The organism is Prevotella sp. oral taxon 475, assembly GCF_018127805.1.
GTDB lineage: Bacteria > Bacteroidota > Bacteroidia > Bacteroidales > Bacteroidaceae > Prevotella.
This window is the reverse complement of the sequence record NZ_CP072334.1, coordinates 1,514,997-1,534,210: the sequence shown is the minus strand read 5'-3', so window position 1 is coordinate 1,534,210 and position 19,214 is coordinate 1,514,997. Positions and strand designations below refer to the sequence as shown.

15 protein-coding genes are annotated in these 19,214 nt (G+C 49.0%); 13 read left to right on the top strand and 2 right to left on the bottom strand.

All coding sequences use genetic code 11. From position 1 onward, the window contains the following. Nucleotides 1-454: 454 nt before the first annotated feature. Nucleotides 455-2,662, bottom strand: coding sequence for a bifunctional (p)ppGpp synthetase/guanosine-3',5'-bis(diphosphate) 3'-pyrophosphohydrolase (locus tag J5A66_RS06070; RefSeq protein ID WP_211789778.1), 2,208 nt, complete (start codon nt 2,660-2,662; stop codon nt 455-457). 263 nt (nt 2,663-2,925) lie between these two features. Between J5A66_RS06070 and J5A66_RS06065 the strand changes: the two genes are divergently transcribed. The 4 genes from J5A66_RS06065 (at nt 2,926) to J5A66_RS06050 (ending at nt 10,914) form a co-directional block, all read left to right on the top strand. Further along, entirely contained in the window at nt 2,926-4,593 is a 1,668-nt protein-coding gene (locus J5A66_RS06065) for a glycogen/starch synthase (protein WP_211789777.1), read from the top strand. Between the two features lie 19 nt (nt 4,594-4,612). Beyond that, nucleotides 4,613-7,174 carry an alpha-glucan family phosphorylase gene (gene glgP, locus J5A66_RS06060; protein ID WP_211789776.1) on the top strand — a complete coding sequence of 854 codons (2,562 nt, stop codon included), beginning with the start codon at nt 4,613-4,615 and terminating at the stop codon, nt 7,172-7,174. A gap of 533 nt (nt 7,175-7,707) precedes the next feature. Then, nucleotides 7,708-7,941: a hypothetical protein gene (locus J5A66_RS06055; protein WP_249109924.1), complete on the top strand. Its 234-nt coding sequence runs from the start codon at nt 7,708-7,710 to the stop codon at nt 7,939-7,941. Between the two features lie 150 nt (nt 7,942-8,091). Beyond that, nucleotides 8,092-10,914 carry a hypothetical protein gene (locus tag J5A66_RS06050; protein ID WP_211789775.1) on the top strand — a complete coding sequence of 941 codons (2,823 nt, stop codon included), beginning with the start codon at nt 8,092-8,094 and terminating at the stop codon, nt 10,912-10,914. 464 nt (nt 10,915-11,378) lie between these two features. Here J5A66_RS06050 and J5A66_RS06045 read toward each other — a convergent pair whose 3' ends face one another. Then, on the bottom strand, nt 11,379-11,561 hold the full coding sequence (locus tag J5A66_RS06045; protein ID WP_211789774.1) for a hypothetical protein: 183 nt from the start codon (nt 11,559-11,561) through the stop codon (nt 11,379-11,381). 426 nt (nt 11,562-11,987) lie between these two features. Between J5A66_RS06045 and J5A66_RS06040 the strand changes: the two genes are divergently transcribed. The 9 genes from J5A66_RS06040 (at nt 11,988) to J5A66_RS06000 (ending at nt 19,213) form a co-directional block, all read left to right on the top strand. Next, on the top strand, nt 11,988-13,382 hold the full coding sequence (locus tag J5A66_RS06040; RefSeq protein ID WP_211789773.1) for an SLC13 family permease: 1,395 nt from the start codon (nt 11,988-11,990) through the stop codon (nt 13,380-13,382). Between the two features lie 54 nt (nt 13,383-13,436). Then, nucleotides 13,437-14,414 carry a 6-phosphofructokinase gene (gene pfkA, locus J5A66_RS06035; RefSeq protein ID WP_211789772.1) on the top strand — a complete coding sequence of 326 codons (978 nt, stop codon included), beginning with the start codon at nt 13,437-13,439 and terminating at the stop codon, nt 14,412-14,414. A gap of 136 nt (nt 14,415-14,550) precedes the next feature. Further along, nucleotides 14,551-16,077, top strand: a complete 1,527-nt coding sequence (atpD, locus tag J5A66_RS06030; protein ID WP_211789771.1) for a F0F1 ATP synthase subunit beta — start codon at nt 14,551-14,553, stop codon at nt 16,075-16,077. Between the two features lie 29 nt (nt 16,078-16,106). Then, the gene (atpC, locus tag J5A66_RS06025; RefSeq protein ID WP_211789770.1) at nt 16,107-16,349 is read left to right on the top strand and encodes an ATP synthase F1 subunit epsilon; all 243 of its coding nucleotides are present in this window, start codon (nt 16,107-16,109) and stop codon (nt 16,347-16,349) included. Nucleotides 16,350-16,377: 28 nt separating this feature from the next. Continuing rightward, nucleotides 16,378-16,767 (top strand): hypothetical protein, encoded by a 390-nt coding sequence (locus J5A66_RS06020; protein ID WP_211789769.1) that lies wholly within the window; start codon nt 16,378-16,380, stop codon nt 16,765-16,767. Between the two features lie 33 nt (nt 16,768-16,800). After that, nucleotides 16,801-17,856: a F0F1 ATP synthase subunit A gene (atpB, locus tag J5A66_RS06015; RefSeq protein WP_211789768.1), complete on the top strand. Its 1,056-nt coding sequence runs from the start codon at nt 16,801-16,803 to the stop codon at nt 17,854-17,856. Between the two features lie 45 nt (nt 17,857-17,901). Then, nucleotides 17,902-18,144 (top strand): ATP synthase F0 subunit C, encoded by a 243-nt coding sequence (gene atpE, locus J5A66_RS06010; protein ID WP_009162972.1) that lies wholly within the window; start codon nt 17,902-17,904, stop codon nt 18,142-18,144. Nucleotides 18,145-18,151: 7 nt separating this feature from the next. After that, nucleotides 18,152-18,673: a F0F1 ATP synthase subunit B gene (atpF, locus tag J5A66_RS06005; protein ID WP_211789767.1), complete on the top strand. Its 522-nt coding sequence runs from the start codon at nt 18,152-18,154 to the stop codon at nt 18,671-18,673. Then, entirely contained in the window at nt 18,674-19,213 is a 540-nt protein-coding gene (locus J5A66_RS06000; protein ID WP_211789766.1) for a F0F1 ATP synthase subunit delta, read from the top strand. The last annotated feature ends 1 nt before the right edge of the window (nt 19,214 follow it).

Below are 19,214 nucleotides of genomic sequence, written 5' to 3'. Positions count from 1 at the left end.
GCGTCACTGTAGGGTACAATTACATCATTTTGGCCTCTGATGATGGTTTTGTAGGGTACAGTGGCGTCATTTTTGTCTCCGCGGCGTTATTGTAGGGTACAGTAGCCTCATTTTTGTCTCCGCGGCGTTATTGTAGGGTACAGTAGCACCATTTTTGTCTCCGTGATGGTTTTGTAGGGTACAGTAGCGTCGTTTTTGTCTCCGTGGCGTCACTGAGCCGCTCAGTAGCGTCGTTTTTGTCTCCGCGGTGGTTTTGAGCCGCTCAGTAGCCTCATTTTTGTCTCCGTGATGGTTTTGAGCCGCTCAGTAGCCTCATTTTTGTCTCCGCGATGGTTTTGAGCCGCTCAGTAGCGTCGTTTTTGTCTCCGCGGTGGTTTTGAGTCGCTCAGTAGCGTCGTTTTTGTCTCCGCGATGGTTTTGAGTCGCTCAGTGACATCTAAGGGTCGATTCTCAATTAAATTCGGCTCACGTGTTTGACCCCTTTCACGGCGCGGATTTTTTTGATGAGGGCCTCGAGTTTGGAGACGTCTTCGAGCTGAATGACGATGGTTCCGTCGAAGAGGCTGTCGTGGGAATCGATGTTGATGGAACGCATCACGATTTTTTCTTCTTTCGAGATGATGCTCGTGATGTTGTTGACGATGCCCAGGTCGTCGTTGCCCACCACTTTGAGGGTGAGGCTGTATTGACCGGCGTTTTTGCCGCTCCAGCGGGCTTTGACGATGCGGTAGCCGAATCGTCGGCGCAGTTCGGGGGCATTGGGGCAGTTGTCGCGGTGGATTTTGATGCCGCCGCTCACGGTGACGAAGCCGAAGACGGGATCGCCGTAGATGGGCTGGCAGCATTTGGCCAGAGAGAAGTCCAGGCCTTTGAGGTTGCGGTCGATGACGAGCACGTCGTCTTTGCTGCGGGAGGTTTCTTCGTCGGGATGGTCGAAGCTATATTCGGTGGCACTGCGCGTGGGGGTGGCGTTGAGATTGAGGTCGTGGTTGCGCACCTCGACGTAGGTCTCGATCACCTCGCCCACGTCGAGCTTCCCGTCGGCAAGCTGTTTGTAGAAGTCGGTGGCCAGTTTGAAGCCCATCCGCTTGATGAGGTGCATCATGGTGCTCTCGTCGAAATCGATCTTGCGGTTCTTCATCCGCCGCTCGAGCAGTTCGCGGGCGTAGAGACTGTCTTTGACGAGAGCGTCTTTGAGCGAGAGCTTGATCTTGGCTTTGGCGCGCGGGGTTTTGACGATGTTCACCCAGTCGGGCTTCGGAGTCTGATTGTTCTGGGTGAGGATTTCCACCTCGTCGCCCGATTTGAGTTCGGTTCGCAGCGATACGTTTCTCCCGTTGATGCTTCCGCCTACGCATCGATTGCCCACGCCGGAGTGGATGCGGTAGGCGAAGTCGAGAATGGTGGCTCCTTTGGGGAATTTGAGCAGTTCGCCCTTGGGGGTGAAGACGAACACTTCGTCTTCGTTGAGGCCCATCTTGAACTGATCCATGAGTTGCAGGTCGTCGTTGCTCTCGAGGGCGGCGCGGATGTTGGAGAGCCACTCGTCGACGCCGCTCTCACCCTTGATGCCCTTGTATCGCCAGTGGGCGGCGAGGCCTTTTTCGGCGATTTCGTCCATCCGCTCGGTGCGAATCTGCACTTCTACCCACTTTTTCTCAGGACCCAAGACGGTGATGTGCAGACTTTCGTAGCCGTTGCTCTTGGGCACGCTGAGCCAGTCGCGCAGGCGTTTGGGATTGGGCATGTACATGTCTGTCACGATGGAGTAGGCCTGCCAGCACTGCATCTTCTCTTTCTCTACGGGCGAATCGATGATGATGCGAATGGCAAAGAGGTCGTAGATGCCCTCGAAACCACATTTCTGCTTCTTCATCTTCTGCCAAATGGAGTGGATGCTCTTCGTCCGGCCTTTCATGTGGAAATGCAGACCGGCCTGCTCGAGGCTCTCCTGGATGGGGGCGATGAATCGCTCGATGTAGCTGTCGCGGACTCGCTTGGTGGCGTTGAGCTTTTCTTTGATGAGATAGTAGGCGTCGTGCTCGAGATATTTAAGACTGAGGTCTTCGAGTTCGCTCTTCAGCTTGTAGAGCCCCAGTTTGTGAGCCAACGGCGCATACAGATAACTGGCCTCTTGGGCCACTTGCTGTCGGGCCTCCTCGTTGAGCGTGTCGCGCACCTGACGCATCAGGTTCACCCGGTCGGCAATCATGAGGAGAATCACGCGCATGTCTTCAGCAAAAGAAATGAGCAGATTGCGGAAGTTCTCGCTCTCGATCACAGGATTGCGCTTGTAAAGCTCCTGAATGCGAGCCAATCCGTGGATGATCTGTGCCACGCCTGCCCCGAATTCCTTCTCGATGTCTTCCTCCGAAGAGTTGCCCGCCACGACGCTCGTGTAAAGCACTACGGCGATGATGGCATCCCGACGTACGCCAATCTCCTCGACGGCAATCTCAGCTGTTTGCAGAGCGTGGAGGATGGGGTTCAGTCCGAAAGCGTTGCGTTGCAGACAACCGGCGTCGATAGAGACCGAGAGATGCCGGCGCAGTTTGTCACAATCGTCGGGCAGGAATCCGTTGGCATCGTTCTTCAACAGTCGATCCAGAAGCTCCTGCGTCTTCTCCTCCTCTGCTTGCGTAAAAATGAGTTTCTCTTCCATGTGCAATCTTTTTAAAAGGAAATCCCGGCTGCAAAGGTACGATAAATAATGGAAAGTTTCTCCCCGCACAGGAAAGTTGCAACACCTTCCATCGACAAAATTCTCCAATCCTCCGACCCACCGTCAATCCGCCTTGGAAATAGAGTGGGAGAGGCCTCGTGATGAGATAACCTTTGCACAGCGAACGTACAAAATAATGAGACATTCGATTCTTGTTCTATAAAAAATGTACTACCTTTGCACACATTATTTACAGATATTGAATGAATAGAGACAAGCTATTCCCCGACTATATTTTTGAATCGAGTTGGGAAGTGTGCAATAAAGTAGGCGGAATTTATACCGTTCTTTCTACAAGAGCATTGACTTTGCAACGGCTGATGCCAGATAAAATTTTCTTTATCGGTCCTGATTTAGGCTCTGCAAACTTCGATTTTCAAGAAACTCCAGGTCTTTATGATGATTGGCAATCGCAAGCAGCCAACGAAGGACTAAATGTTAGGGTAGGGCGTTGGAATGTTCCGGGCTCTCCTCTTGCCGTGCTTGTAGACTTCCGACCGTTCTTTTCCGAGAAAGACCGGATTTACAGCGAAATGTGGGAAGCATTTCAGGTGGACAGCCTACATGCCTATGGCGACTACGACGAAGCTTCGATGTTCTCTTATGCGGCAGCCCGTGTAGTAGAAAGCTTCTATCGCCATGTTCTTAAAAACCGAGATCATCGAGTGATTTACCATGGTAACGAGTGGATGACAGGTTTAGGGTTGCTGTATCTCCGCCAGCATCTGCCGGAAGTAGCCACCCTTTTCACCACTCATGCCACCAGCATTGGTAGAAGCATTGCAGGCAACAATAAACCGCTTTACGAATACCTCTTCGCTTACAACGGCGACCAAATGGCTGGCGAGCTGAACATGCAAAGCAAACACTCGATTGAGAAGCAAACAGCTCTGCACGTAGACTGTTTCACCACCGTGAGCGATATTACGGCTAACGAATGCCGTGAACTTCTGGATCGACCCGCAGACATTGTCCTGCCCAATGGTTTTGAAGACGACTTTGTTCCGAAAGGTGCAGCCTTCACCGCGAAACGCAAACAAGCTCGGAAACAATTGCTCCGCGTGGCCAACGCCTTGATTGGACAAACCTTCGATGACGATACGCTCATTCTCTCGACCAGCGGGCGCTATGAGTTCCGCAACAAAGGCATCGACGTTTATATCGATGCCATCAACCGATTACGATTTGACAAACGGCTCCAGCGCAACGTCTTGGCCTTTATCGACGTACCGGCTTGGGTCGCCGAGCCGCGGGCCGACCTGCAAGCGCGTCTTCAGGATTGCGAGCGCATCTACGACACGCCGCTCGATCATCCCATGCTTACTCACTGGCTACACAACATGGAGCAAGATAATGTGCTGCGGATGTTGCAATCGCTCGACTTCAGAAACGCCGCCGAAGACAATGTAAAAATTATCTTCGTGCCTTGCTATCTCAACGGCACAGACGGTATCTTCAACGCACCGTATTACGACATCATCCTTGGCAACGACCTCTGCGTCTATCCTTCCTACTACGAGCCCTGGGGTTATACCCCGCTTGAAGCCATTGCTTTCGGTATCCCTTGCATCACCACCGACTTGGCCGGTTTTGGACTTTGGGCCAATACGCAGATGGCGCGACCCGGAATCGAAAGCGGCGTGAAGGTGATTCACCGAACCGACTACAATTACCACGACGTAGCCGACGAGATCCAGTCCACCATCGTTCAATATGCCTCCCTAACCAAACCAGAAGTGGAGACCGCTCAACGCAACGCTAAGGCCCTCTCGAAAAAAGCCTTATGGACCCGGTTCATCGCCTATTACGCAACGGCCTACGACTTCGCTCTGCGCCGTGCAGAAGAAAGAAACAAGAATACAAAATCATAAACCACAGAATTTGAGAATTATGAAGATTAAAGCCGATTATTCAAACACTCCGGTATGGAAGGAATTCTCCATCAAGTCGCGTCTGCCGGAACAACTGCAATGCTTAGACCAGCTGGCACACAACATGTGGTGGGCCTGGAACTACGAAGCGCGCGACCTCTGGAAGAGTCTCGACGAAAATCTCTACGAAGAAGTAGGTCACAATCCCGTATTGCTTCTCGAGCGTCTGAGTTACGATCGCAAAGAAGCCATCGTTAAAGACAAAGCCCTGATGAAGAAAGTGAAAGACGTCTACACCGCCTTTCGCAAATATATGGATGTAGAGCCCGATAAGAAACGTCCCTCTGTTGCCTATTTCAGTATGGAATACGGCATTAACCAAGTGGTTAAAATCTATTCGGGTGGATTGGGTATGCTTGCCGGCGACTATCTCAAAGAGGCCTCTGATAGTAATGTTGACCTCTGCGCCGTTGGCTTCCTCTACCGCTACGGCTACTTCAAGCAGTCGCTCAGTATGGACGGACAGCAGATTGCCAACTACGATGCTCAAAACTTCAACTCCCTGCCCATCGAGCGACAGCTTGACCAAGAAGGCAACCCCCTCGTTGTCGACGTACCCTATATGAACTATCAGGTTCACGCCTATGTATGGCGTATGAACGTAGGCCGAATTAGCCTCTACCTTCTTGACACCGATAACGAACTCAACTCCGAGTACGACCGTCCCATTACCCACGCCCTTTATGGCGGTGATAATGAAAATCGTCTCAAACAGGAAATTCTCCTCGGCATGGGCGGCATCCTCACCCTGAAAAAATTAGGTATCGAAAAGCAGATCTATCACTGTAATGAAGGCCATGCCGCCCTCTGCAACCTACAGCGACTCTGCGACTACGTTGATGCAGGGACTCCTTTCAACGAAGCCCTCGAGCTCGTTCGTGCCTCCTCGCTCTATACCGTCCATACCCCCGTTCCCGCTGGACACGACTACTTCGACGAACAGCTCTTCGGCAAATACATGGGCGGCTATCCTCAGCGACTTGGCCTCTCCTGGGACGAATTCATCGGCATGGGTCGTGAAAATCCCGACAACCACGACGAACGCTTCTGCATGTCCGTCTTCGCTTGCAACACTTGCCAGGAAGTGAATGGCGTGAGCCGGCTCCACGGCTGGGTGAGCCAAAAAATGTTCTCTCCCATCTGGCGCGGCTACTATCCTGAAGAAAACCATGTAGGCTATGTTACCAACGGTGTACACCTGCCCACTTGGACCGCCACTGAATGGCGACAACTCTACGACAAATACTTCGATCCCGCTTTCATGGCCGATCAGAGTAACGAGAGCATTTGGCACGCTATCTACAACGTCTCCGACGATGAGATTTGGACCACCCGCATGGCCCTGAAAAATAAACTCGTGCAATTCATCCGCGAGAAATTCACCGAGACCTGGCTCAAAAACCAAGGTGATCCCTCACGTGTGGTCTCCTTGCTCGAGCGCATCAATCCCAATGCCCTAATGATTGGCTTCTGTCGTCGGTTTGCCACCTATAAGCGCGCTCATCTGCTCTTTACCGACATCGACCGGCTCTCCAAAATCGTCAACGACCCCGAACACCCCGTTCTCTTCTTCTTCTCGGGTAAAGCTCACCCCGCCGACGGAGCCGGACAGGGCCTCATCAAGAAAATCTTTGAAATCAGTCAGCGTCCTGAATTCCTTGGCAAAATTATCTTCCTCGAAGATTATGATATGGAACTCGCCCGCCGTCTTGTCTCAGGCGTAGACATTTGGATGAACACCCCCACACGTCCCCTCGAAGCATCCGGCACTTCCGGAGAGAAAGCCGAGCTCAACGGCGTGGTCAATCTCTCTGTGCTTGACGGATGGTGGGTCGAAGGTTACCGCAAAGGAGCAGGATGGGCCCTCGACGAGAAGCGCACCTATCAGAATCAGGAGTATCAGGACAAACTTGATGCCGCTACGATCTACGGATTGCTGGAAAACGAGATCATTCCTCTCTACTACCACAAGAATAAGAAGGGATACAGTGAGAACTGGATCAAAGTCATCAAAAACTCCATTGCTACTATCGCGCCGCATTACACGATGAAGCGGCAACTGGACGACTACTTTGATAAGTTCTACAACCGTCAGGCTCAACGTTCAGCTCAGCTCCGTGCCGACAACAACGCTCTGGCCAAACGTATTGCTTTGTGGAAAGAGACCGTTGCCGAGCGATGGGACGGCATTCATGTCGTGTCGAAAGAAACCTCGTTCCTTGAAAATGGTGGAGAGACGGGCAAAACCTATCGTATCCGCTACGTCATCGATGAACAAGGCCTCGACGATGCCATTGGCCTCGAACTCGTTTCGCTGTATGACGACAAGAACGCCTCCGACCGCCAGGTCTACAGCACTCATCCTTTCCGAGTAGTGGCTCGTGAAGGCAACCTCTTCACCTTTGAAGCCGAAATCGAGCCCTCCAACGCTGGCTCTTTCCGCAGTTGCGTGCGTATGTTCCCCAACAATCCTCTCTTGCCGCATCGCCAAGACTTCTCCTATGTGAAGTGGCTCGACTAAGCCATAACTTCTGGTGAACGACACTTTAGCCGTGTCGCTCACAGGATTTCTTTTCACCAAAAAGGCCGCTCTGTCTCGCGCAGAGCGGCCTTTTTCGCTTCTTCTCTTGTTCGTTTAGGATATATTGCTTACCTTTGCCACCGTGTTTGAGGTCATATCGCAAAGGATATATTATATATAATGTGTAGCGTGCATCTCCATACAGGTATCACAGCGGAGCAGAAAAGGGCGAACTTTTCTGCATCTTTTAACGCCCATTGTTTGGTAGTGTCACAGGAATTCGCTACCTTACACACACACACACACACACACACACACACACACACACACACACACACACAATGTTCGCACCTATTGTAGTGTAACACTTTTTAGCTTTTTCCTACGCGCGCGAGAAGCGAGCGCAACCCTTATTAGCAAAGGGCTCTTCGGAGTTCCCTTTGCTTCTCTTTTCGTGTCCACTACCCGCAGTGATGAAAGAAGAATGAATCGTATTTTCCCCATATGTTTTATCTATAAATTTTCATTGTGTTATGAAAAGAAATCAAGTCAGCGGTCGAGCCTACTGCTCGCCCCAAATTCAAATCATGTGTTTGCAACAGGAGGTGGGCCTACTGGCCGCCAGTCCCCAGGTGCAGCCCGGAGGGGGCGGTGGCGGAACCGTTCATGTCAACCCCGCACCCGAGGATAACGAAGACGGCGACAACGAAGTGGCCGGTGCCAAACCCTGGAGCGGATGGGTTTGGGAGGAAGAGACCATTGAGTAGTAAGTAGTAAAAGTAGTAAGTAGTAAAGTAGTAAGTAGTCGCTTCACGCCCTCTCCGCTAACAACTGCGGATCATCACCGTCGATCACAGCTGCATGGCGGTGAGATGTGGTAGGGCGAAGCGTGCTACCCCCAATAAAGAATAATAACAATGAAACATTCCTATTCCATTCTTCATCGATGCCTTGCCGCCATGCTGGCCGGCATCGCCTGTCTGTCCATCGGTTCCTGTGCCGACGACCCTATCAGTAATCAACAAGAGCAGGGCGACCGCGGCGTAAACGTCTCTTTCGATGTGAGCACCGCGCAGGAAAACCGACTGTCCCAGCCGCAGAGTGCCCCCGCCACGCGTGCTGCCATCATTGCCCGCCAGCAGGCACAAGGCCTTTCGAGTGAAGACCTGGCCACGCGTCGCCTTGAAGTGCAAGGTCTGCCCAACACCTGCCTGATCGAAACTACCACCGAGGGCATCAACGCCGTGCTGCCCCAACCTGGTACACGGGCCAGCGTGAAAACCGCCATCGACGCCCGCTTCAGTTCGCTGGGCTATCGCAGCGCGACGGCCGGCTTTACGGTGGGCCGCCCCGAATGGTTCTACAGTGCTCCCACCAACGCTGCCGGTACCTTGGTCACGCCGCTTCAATGGGCCTGGACTCAACGCTATGCCCGCTTCTATGCGGTCTATCCCGAGGCCACCACGGCCAACGGCATCGCCCTCTCGCCTACCACGCATAGCGGCACCCCTTATCTCGATTTCGAGGTCAAGCCGAACATCACCGACCAAGTCGACCTCATGGTGGCCTGTTCGGGCGAAGTAGAGTATGCCACACGCCACCAAGCCCCCAAGACCAACCTCGAGTTCTATCACGCCCTCACGGCCGTGAAGATCGCTGTAGGTCAGAACCTCTCGTGGAACAAACACATCACGAAGGTAGAACTGCGCAACGCCTGCAGCAAAGGTCGGCTTCAACTCACGGATAGCACCAACGGTAAGGGCTTGCAATGGACAGTGGATGCCGGCTCGAAAACGAACTTCTCGCTCACCCTGGGCACGCCTGGCATCAGCACGAGCAGTCTGCCCAATCAGGTGCTCGTAGGCAAGGATAACGACAGTTATACGTTCTACATGCTTCCGCAACCCCTGGCCGGTATCACCCTTCATATTGAGTTCAGCGATGCAGCCGACATCAACATCCCTTTGAGCGGTACCTGGCGACCTGCCACCACGCGTACCTACAAACTGAGCAACACCACCAGCAATTGGAACTATAGCTTTACGGTGACGAGCCCCACCACTGCTGCTGCTTACAACGAGACCAACGGTGGCACGTACACTGTGGAGAGCTTCCGCACCGACGGCTCTGCACCCGGCGTCAAGCATGCCGTGGCTTGGAAGATTGTAGGCTACGAGGAATACAACTATGCCACGAACGCCTGGGAGGACAAGAGCATGAACAAGCCCGACTGGTTGGAGGGTTTGAGTAACGTCCGCACCCAAACTGAGAACTATGTGGCAGCCGATCAGGGTCAGGCTACGATTAAGAAGATGCCTATGAAAGACCTGCTCAAAGAGCGCAACGATGCCCTCAAACTCGACCCCAAAGGCAGCAGTACCCATTATTACGACCTTTCGATGCATGACATCAAGGGCCATACCCGTGCTGCGCGTAGCACGGCCAACTGCTATGTCATCTCTCACCCGGGCTTTTACAAACTGCCCTTGGTATATGGCAACGCCATTACTAATGGAATAAACAATACAGCGTCCTACACCTATAACGGCAGCCTCACCGACCCTAACATTGGCTACGTGTTGAAGAACTTTAAAGACCATAATGGACAGAACATCACCGACCCGTGGATTGAAAAGACGAACGGCGGAGCCAACAACGGCATCGATGGTGCACAGATTGTTTGGGAAGACGAGAAAGACTTGGTACACTTCGATGCCAATCCCATTGAACGTAGTGGCAATGAAACCTACTTAAAGTTCGAAGTAAAGGCGGCCGACATTAAAAGCGGCAATGCCGTGGTAGCAGTCAAGAAAGGTAATACCATCGTATGGTCTTGGCACCTATGGTTTGCACCCGATAATGTGCTCGATCCTATCCCCGTGGTCAACCGCAGCACACCCACAGCCTACACTTATAACTTCTCCACCGAAAACCTGGGTTGGAAATATACCTCTTGGAATAGCTCAGCTCAACAACAGCCTCGTCGGGTAAAAGTGCGCATTCAGCAGGTAGGCTCTCATCAACCGGGCGACATCATTATCACGCAGAACGCCGGCAGCACAAAAGAGGGCAGCAATACGTTCTACCAATATGGTCGCAAAGATGCCTTCCCCGGCGGACTGACTGGAAACACGGAGCCCACCCTCTATCCCGCCGGTCAGCTGTTCAATAAGAATGCGGGCGACAACATGTCCATCACCAAGGGTATTCAAAACCCCGGTAGCTTCTACACTTGGGGTACTTCCTGGTATAGCACTCCTCCTGCGGGTTACTCTTATTACAACCTGTGGTCGGCCAACAATACCACTACGCAGAATTCCAACACCGGTAATGACCTTCCTGTGATCAAAACCGTTTACGACCCCAGCCCTGTCGGCTTTAAATTGCCTGCTAACAATGCCTTTACGCGGTTCACTACTACGGGAGTCAATTCCACCCAAGCAGAAGAAATGAACGTGCAGGGCACAAAGGATGCCACCAACTTCAGTGCTAATTTTGGTTGGAACTTCTTTACCGATGGCAGCAATGCCTCCACGATTTATTTCCCCGCTTCAGGCTTTCGCAGTATCGCCGATGGTTCGGTCGACGGCGTGAAGTTCGGCGGTTACTATCGGTCGGCCGTTCCGAGCGACGTGTTGTACAACGGCAGTTGCTGCCTGAGCTTCCGCTCGGGCAACGTGTATCCGCTGGCCATCCCCGATCGGGCTTATGGTTTCGCAGTGCGACCCGTGACGGAATAGGGCATCAAAACGGCCTATAGCCATCATTTAAAATAGCAGAGGTGACTTCCCGCATATCGGGAGGTCACCTCTTGCGTATCGGGAGGTCACCTCCCGCGCATCAGGAGGTCATCTCCTGCATATTGGGAAATCATCTGCCATGAATCGTGAGGTCATTTGCCATATATCGAAATAGCATTTGTCATACATTGGTAGACCATCTGCCATGCATAAGAAAATCATTTGTTATGTATTGGAATCGTAACTGCTATGCTTTGGATTTATGTTTGCCGTGCATCAGGAGGTCATCTGCCATGCATTAAAATCGTATCTACCACCTATTGGGAACACTGTGCATAAACAACCCCAAGGGGGTTGGTCCGTTGGTAGAGCAGGGTTGGCGAGTGAAACGAGCCTACCCTGTTTAAGCGGCCCCCACCCATAACAACCCCAACGGGGTTGGTCTGTTTTAATTGATCATTCCTCTAATTCAGAATGCTAAAATGCCCTTCCACCCTCCCTAACTTAAGAGATTTAAATAGACCAAGACCTACGGCCTTGTTTTCTCTTTGCACGTCGTAGACAGGGTAGGCTCGTTTCACTCGCCAACCCTGCTCTACCAACAGACCAACCGCTACGCGGTTGTTGGCGTGAGGAATATTTGGCATTTGTTCTGAATAGGCTATCAATGGATTAACCCCCTTGGGGTTGTTAGTGCGAGAGGTGTTTGGCATCTGTTCTGAATAGGCTATCAATGGACTAACTCCCTTGTGGTTGTTCGTGCGAGAGGTGTTTGGCATCTGTTCTGAATAGGTTATCAATGGACTAACCCCCTTGGGGTTGTTCGTGCGAGGGATGTTTGGCATCTGTTCTGAATAAATTGTCAATGGGGCAACCGCTATACGGTTGTTAGCGTGAGGGGTATTTGATTCTAATGGATGTAAATCTCTCATCCGTCCTATAGCGGGAGAAGATCAATGGGGTAATGCCTAAACGGCACGTACGGTGGTGTGAGAGGTCGACTTAAAAAAATAGTCGCTCCGTTTGTGTGTTTCCTGGAATTTGTTACCTTTGCCTAAGTTTAATCAATCGTTATGACGCTCATCATTGTTGCCATATTACTTCTTGGGTATGTTCTCATCGCCACTGAGAATATGACCAATGTCAATAAGGCAGCCGTGGCCATTTTCATGGGTACGGTGGGGTGGGTGCTTTATGTTTCGTATGGCACCGACTTTGTGATGACACAACATCAAACGGCCTACCTCAACTTCCTTGAAGGCAGTGCGCACAGCAGTTCGGCCGTCAAGGAATTTATCGCCCGGAATATTTTTCTACGTTACGTGGGAAAGGCGGCAGAGATCGTTCTCTTTCTCCTGTCTACGATGACAATCGTTGAGATACTTAACAATAACGGTTGTTTCGACTTCCTGGGCGTATGGGCTCGAACGAGAAACAGTAGGCGTCTGTTGTGGCTGATGGGCCTGGGTGTGTTTCTTGTTTCGGCCAATCTCGATAATCTCACTACGACGGTGATGACACTGACGCTGATTCATCGCCTCATCCCTAATCGTCGATACCGCATGATCTACGGAAGCGTGGCCGTGTTGGCAGCCAATAGCGGAGGGGCTCTCACGGTGATCGGTGCACCCGAAGGATTGGTGCTGTGGAATATGGGTGCCATCACGGCTACCGACTATTCGCTTCATATGGCTCTGCCGTGCCTGGCAGCGTGGGTTGTGCCTACTTGGCTCATCGCTCGCACAATGCCGGAGCGCATTGAGATGGAGTTTGGCAGACTGCCCTACCGGGGAGACGATACGAACCTTAACGTGTGGCAACGACTGTTGATGCTTGTCGTTGGAATCGGCGGATTGTGGTTCATCCCTACGTTTCACAACATCACCAAGCTCAGCCCGTTCCTCGGTGCACTCTGCGTGCTCTCAATTCTGTGGGTTGTCAATGAAATCTTTAATCGCAAATTGATGAACACCGACGAAATGATTCAGCGACGCATCCCCCGTGTGCTGCAATATGGCTCGTTTCAAATGATTCTCTTCGTGATGGGTATCATGCTGGCACTGGGCGTTGTAGGCGAAACGGGCGTGTTGCAACAGGCATCGGTATATGTGGATAGAGAAGTGGGCAACATTTGGATCGTGGGACTGATGTGCAGTGTGACGAGTAGTGTGTTGGATGGATTCGCCACGATGATGACTGCCATCTCGATGCATTCAGTTGTCGAGGGAGAAGGCTTGTGCTCCTCTGCCGGCAGCTATCTTGCCTATTTTGTACAGAATGGCAGCTACTGGAAGGTAGTGGCATTCATGTCGATGGCGGGTGGAAATATTCTACCGATAGGCTCTATTAGCGGTTTGGCACTGCTGAGAACAGAGCGGATGCGCGTAGGATGGTATTTCCGCAATGTGGGATGGCGGGCATTGATCGGCGGAATCGTCGGTATGGCTCTCTTGTGGAGTATTGTATAATCAGAAAAGGTGCATCCTCAGGCGGATACACATCTTTTAATAAACGGTATAAAAATGGCAAGAATAAAAACAATAGGCGTGATGACGTCGGGAGGAGATGCCCCAGGCATGAATGCTGCCATACGAGCAGTGACCCGCGCAGGTATCTGTAATGGATTTAATGTGAAAGGGATTTATCGAGGCTACGATGGACTTATCAACGGCGAGATAAAACCTTTCACCACTGAGAACGTGAGCGGTATCATCATGCAGGGCGGAACCATATTGAAAACCGCACGGAGCAATGACTTCATGACCGACGAGGGAAAGCAGAAGGCATATGAAAATATTCAGAAGGAAGGAATTGATGCCTTGGTGGTGATTGGCGGAAACGGTTCGCTGACAGGTGCCAAAGTGTTTGCCGAAGAGTACGACATCTGCTGCATCGGTCTGCCCGGAACTATCGATAATGACCTGTACGGAACGGATTCTACCATTGGCTATGACACGACAATGAATACCATCGTAGACTGCGTAGACCGTATTCGTGATACAGCACAGAGCCACGAACGCATCTTTTTTGTTGAAGTGATGGGGCGCGATGCCGGCTTCCTGGCACAAAACAGTGCTATCGCTGCCGGTGCAGAGGCAGCCATCATTCCGGAAGACTCGACAGATGTAGACCAGTTGTCGCGCTTTATGGAACGAGGTATTCGCAAGTCGAAGAAAAGTTGTATTGTGATTGTTTCGGAAAGTCCGAAGTGCGGTGCGCTTTATTATGCCGATCGGGTAAAAAAGGAATTCCCCGACTATGACGTTCGGGTGTCTATTCTCGGACATTTGCAGCGCGGTGGACGGCCTACGGCTCACGATCGAATCCTTGCCAGTAGAACGGGTGTCGGAGCCATCGATGCCATTTTGCAGGGACAACGCAACGTGATGATCGGAATTCGAAACAACGAAATCGTATACGTGCCTCTGATTGAGGCTATCCGCAGCGACAAACCTTTCGATAAAAAACTGATTACGGTTCTCGACGAATTGAGCATTTAAAAGAATACTCTAATCCTCTTCTTCATTTAACTCTTTTAAGATTAAAAACGGGAGTCAGCTTGTTGTTTTCGGTTTTTATGTTTACTTTTGCCGCAGATAGATGAAGTATTAGATAACAAAATAAATCAGATATTATATGTCACAGCTCAATGGACACATTTCTCAAATTATCGGTCCAGTTATCGATGTCTATTTTGATACTCAGGGACAAGATCCGGAGAAAGTGTTGCCAAAAATTCATGATGCAATCAAAATTACACGTCCTGACGGGCGTGAATTGATTGTCGAGGTTCAACAGCATATCGGCGAAGACACCGTGCGTTGTGTGGCAATGGATAATACCGATGGATTGCAACGTCATTTAGAGGCTGTACCGACAGGGAATCCAATTATGATGCCTGCTGGCGAACAAATTAAGGGTCGCATGATGAATGTCATCGGTCAACCCATTGACGGTATGGCACAATTAGAAATGAAAGGCGCATATCCTATTCATAGAGAAGCTCCAAAGTTCGATGAACTTTCTACCCATAAAGAAATGTTGGCAACGGGAATAAAAGTGATAGACTTGCTCGAGCCTTATATGAAAGGAGGAAAAATCGGTTTGTTCGGCGGTGCCGGTGTGGGCAAGACTGTGCTCATCATGGAGTTGATCAACAATATTGCCAAAGGGCATAACGGCTATTCAGTATTTGCCGGAGTGGGGGAACGTACCCGTGAAGGTAACGACTTGATACGTGATATGATAGAGTCGGGAGTAATTCGTTATGGTGAAAAGTTCCGCAAGGCAATGGAAGAAGGAAAATGGGATCTGTCGCTCGTCGATCCGGAAGAGCTGAAGCAGTCGCAAGCCACATTAGTTTACGGACAAATGAATGAGCCTCCAGGTGCGCGTGCGTCAGTTGCTTTGTCAGGTCTCACCGTTGCAGAAGAATTTCGCGATCATGGCGGTAAAGATGGAGAAGCCGCGGACATTATGTTCTTTATCGACAACATCTTCCGCTTTACGCAAGCGGGTTCTGAAGTCTCTGCACTTCTTGGACGTATGCCTTCGGCAGTAGGCTATCAACCTACACTTGCCAGTGAAATGGGAGCTATGCAAGAGCGTATTACATCAACGAAAAAAGGTTCCATTACGTCGGTTCAGGCTGTTTATGTTCCGGCAGATGACTTGACCGACCCTGCACCCGCAACAACATTTACTCATTTGGATGCAACTACCGAATTGAGTCGTAAAATTACCGAACTGGGAATTTATCCGGCTGTAGACCCGTTAGGTTCTACTTCTCGAATTCTTGATCCATTGATTGTGGGTAAGGAGCATTATGATTGTGCACAACGGGTAAAGCAAATACTGCAACGCTATAAGGAATTGCAAGATATCATCGCCATTCTCGGCATGGATGAGTTAAGCGATGAAGATAAGCAGACTGTTAATCGAGCACGTCGTGTGCAGAGATTCCTCTCACAGCCATTCACTGTTGCAGAGCAGTTTACGGGTATTAAAGGAGCAATGGTTAGTATCGAAGATACGATTAAAGGTTTCAACATGATATTAGATGGTGAAGTCGACGATCTTCCTGAACAGGCGTTCCTCAATGTCGGTACAATAGAGGACGCAATAGAGAAAGGTAAGAAACTTCTTGAGGCGGCTAATGCCTAACAAAAGAATATGCTAAATAGAACATTCTTATGCTGAGACTGAAAGTTATCTCTCCTGAAAAGATACTTTTCGATGGTGACGTGGAAAGTGTTACTGTTCCAGGGACACTTGGTGAATTTGAGGTCCTTGAGAATCATGCTCCTATCATTTCTTCATTAAATGCCGGTAAGATGACGTTTGTTGTACCGAATGAAGGTAAGATGGAGATCAACATTGCAGGGGGATTTGTGGAGGTACAAAAGAATGAAGTGAGTTTGTGTGTAGAGGTCTAACGTCTTTATAGACACAATAAAATGATTCATGGCAGATATCGATAAATTGAGTTGGTACTATAGGAAGCAAAGCATATTGTTGATTGCAGGACTGACGCTCATTGCTTTTATCGGAATGAAGGTTTGGTTTCAGAATGATAGTCTCACACCTCTTATCGTTAGCACTGTCTTTTCATTGATAGTGGAGAATATCGATATTATGATTTGGGCGCGTATTGCAAAACGTTCACCCGAGAACCTGCCTACTTTTTTTATGGGGGTATCGGGATTCCGCATGTTGTTGGGAATAGGTGTTATGTTTGTCTATTATCTTGTTGCAGATCGAAATACGATGTTTCTTTTCTTCCTAATCTTTGCTATGTTCTATGTTGTGCTCCTCGTTCATCATACAACCTTTTTTGCATGTGAACGTAAGTAATACAGGACTTTTGCTATTAATGATAGAATAAAAATGAAACAGATAAAGTCAATTCTCTCTTTGCTCGTTATTTTGCTTTTTTCTTTCCAACTTCCTGCTCAGGGTAATAAGCAAGAGGGAAAGGGCGAAATTGACATACCTGAGATTGTGCTTGAGCACCTATCTGATTCGTATGAATGGCACATAGCCTCTTACGAAGGAAGACATTTAAGTATTCCCCTTCCAATTATTGTTCGTAGTACCGCTACAGGAAAATGGTATGTGGGTACAGCTCATCATCTGCCGACAAACTTCTTTTTTGATGCTAATCATCATGGTAAGATTTACGAGAAAATGGAAGATGGCCGATCTGTCCGTCCTATAGATTTAAGTATAACTAAGACGGTTGCGCAGATTTGGATCGTAGTTTTTGTGATGATAACAGTCTTTCTATCGTGTGCTCACTGGTATAAGAAGGTGGATGAGAAAAGTGATGCTCCACGAGGATTTGTGGGAATGATGGAGATGTTCGTTATTACGATTCATGATGATTTAATACGTCCTTCTATTGGTGAAAAGTATTATAGACAGTATGCCCCTTATCTGCTGACCGTCTTCTTCTTCATCTTTACTTGCAATTTAATCGGATTAATCCCCATTTTTCCTGGTGGAGCAAATGTGACGGGTAATATTAATGTGACGATGTTCTTAGCACTTTGTACAATGCTTACCATTAATATTTTTGGTAATAAAGAATATTGGAAAGAAATTTTCTGGCCCGAAGTCCCTATGTTTTTAAAATGCCCTATACCATTAATGCCGGTAATAGAATTGTTTGGGGTGTTTACTAAACCCTTTGCATTGATGATTCGTCTTTTTGCCAATATGATGGCAGGACATGCTGTCATATTGAGTTTTACGAGCGTTATCTTTTTAGGATGGTCAATGGGGATAGGCTACGGAGTGGGATTGAACTTGTTCAGTGCTGTGATGCTACTCTTTATGAATCTATTGGAAGTCTTGGTTGCTTTTGTTCAAGCTTACGTATTTACAATGCTTAGTGCAGTGTTTATTGGCTTAGCACATAAGGAACATCACAGTGTAGAATAATTACATATTGCAAATAAATTAATCAAAACAATAAATAATAGAATTATGATGATTACAACATTATTGGCTGCAGAAGGTCTGGCACAGCTGGGCTGCGGTATTGGTGCAGGAATTGCAACTATTGGTGCAGGTTTGGGTATCGGTAAAATTGGTGGTAGTGCGATGGACGCTATTGCACGCCAACCTGAGGCTACAAGTAAAATTCAAACCAACATGATTCTGACAGCGGCATTTGTAGAAGGCTGTGCCCTTTTTGCTATTGCAGCTTGTGCATTCCTTATTAAATAAAAAATGAATGGATAATTTGCCATCCATACTAACGCCCGATATAGGACTCCTTTTTTGGATGTTCTTGGCGTTCGTCGTTGTCTTTTTTATTCTTGCCAAGTACGGTTTCCCGGCCATTATCGATATGGTAGAAAACCGGAAAAAGTATATTGACGAAAGTTTGCGCAAGGCACATGAGGCTTCCGAACGACTTGAAAACATTCAACAAGAAGGTGAAACCATTCTGCAAAAAGCTCGTGAGAAGCAGGCCTTTATTATGAAGGAGGCAGCAGAGACGCGAGATGCTATTGTAGAAAAGGCACAAGAAAAAGCACGTGATGAAAGTGCACGATTACTTGCAGATGCAAAAAAGCAAATTGAGATAGAAAAGCAGAATGCCATTCGCGATATTCGGTCGCAAGTAGCAGAACTCAGTGTGCAGATTGCAGAGAAAGTACTTCGTGAAAGACTGTCGTCGGACGAGCAACAAATGGAAATGATCGATCGATTATTGGATGAAGTTTCTGAAGTCAGAGGAAAGGTTAAGTAAATGGATGTAGGAGTAATATCAGTTCGATATGCTCGAGCATTACTCAAAAATGCTGTTATCGAGAAACAAGAGGGAATAGTCTATCAGAACATGCAATGTTTGATGGAATGTTATCTTCATGTTCCCGATTTGCGACTTACGATAGACAATCCGATGCTTTCGAAAGACAAAAAGCAAGAAGTGATTAAGGCTGCTTGTGGAAAAAACGTCTGCGAATCGACCGAACGATTTATTTCCCTTGTCTTAAAAGAAAGTAGAGAAGCTGCATTACTTTTTATGGCTGCATCGTATATTACGCTTTATCGGAAACATAAGAATATTATTTGTGGAAAGCTCACTACGGCTTCTGCAGTAAATACGATTATAGAAAATCGTATGAAGCAATTGGTGGAAAAGTACACACAAGGTTCTGTAGAGTTTAACACAGAAATCGATCCTGATATTCTTGGAGGATTTGTCCTGGAGTATGATACGTATAGAATGGATGCGAGTGTGAAGACACAGCTTCGCCGCATTCTAACAGAATTAAAAAACAATTAAG

Coding starts and splice junctions, on each gene's coding strand:
- atpE (WP_009162972.1), top strand. CDS start 17,902: ATGATGATTACAACATTATTGGCTGCAGAAGGTCTGGCACAGCTGGGC.
- J5A66_RS06045 (WP_211789774.1), bottom strand. CDS start 11,561: ATGCCAAATATTCCTCACGCCAACAACCGCGTAGCGGTTGGTCTGTTG.
- pfkA (WP_211789772.1), top strand. CDS start 13,437: ATGGCAAGAATAAAAACAATAGGCGTGATGACGTCGGGAGGAGATGCC.
- atpF (WP_211789767.1), top strand. CDS start 18,152: ATGGATAATTTGCCATCCATACTAACGCCCGATATAGGACTCCTTTTT.
- J5A66_RS06020 (WP_211789769.1), top strand. CDS start 16,378: ATGGCAGATATCGATAAATTGAGTTGGTACTATAGGAAGCAAAGCATA.
- J5A66_RS06055 (WP_249109924.1), top strand. CDS start 7,708: ATGAAAAGAAATCAAGTCAGCGGTCGAGCCTACTGCTCGCCCCAAATT.
- atpB (WP_211789768.1), top strand. CDS start 16,801: ATGAAACAGATAAAGTCAATTCTCTCTTTGCTCGTTATTTTGCTTTTT.
- J5A66_RS06065 (WP_211789777.1), top strand. CDS start 2,926: ATGAATAGAGACAAGCTATTCCCCGACTATATTTTTGAATCGAGTTGG.
- glgP (WP_211789776.1), top strand. CDS start 4,613: ATGAAGATTAAAGCCGATTATTCAAACACTCCGGTATGGAAGGAATTC.
- J5A66_RS06040 (WP_211789773.1), top strand. CDS start 11,988: ATGACGCTCATCATTGTTGCCATATTACTTCTTGGGTATGTTCTCATC.
- J5A66_RS06050 (WP_211789775.1), top strand. CDS start 8,092: ATGAAACATTCCTATTCCATTCTTCATCGATGCCTTGCCGCCATGCTG.
- atpD (WP_211789771.1), top strand. CDS start 14,551: ATGTCACAGCTCAATGGACACATTTCTCAAATTATCGGTCCAGTTATC.
- J5A66_RS06070 (WP_211789778.1), bottom strand. CDS start 2,662: ATGGAAGAGAAACTCATTTTTACGCAAGCAGAGGAGGAGAAGACGCAG.
- J5A66_RS06000 (WP_211789766.1), top strand. CDS start 18,674: ATGGATGTAGGAGTAATATCAGTTCGATATGCTCGAGCATTACTCAAA.
- atpC (WP_211789770.1), top strand. CDS start 16,107: ATGCTGAGACTGAAAGTTATCTCTCCTGAAAAGATACTTTTCGATGGT.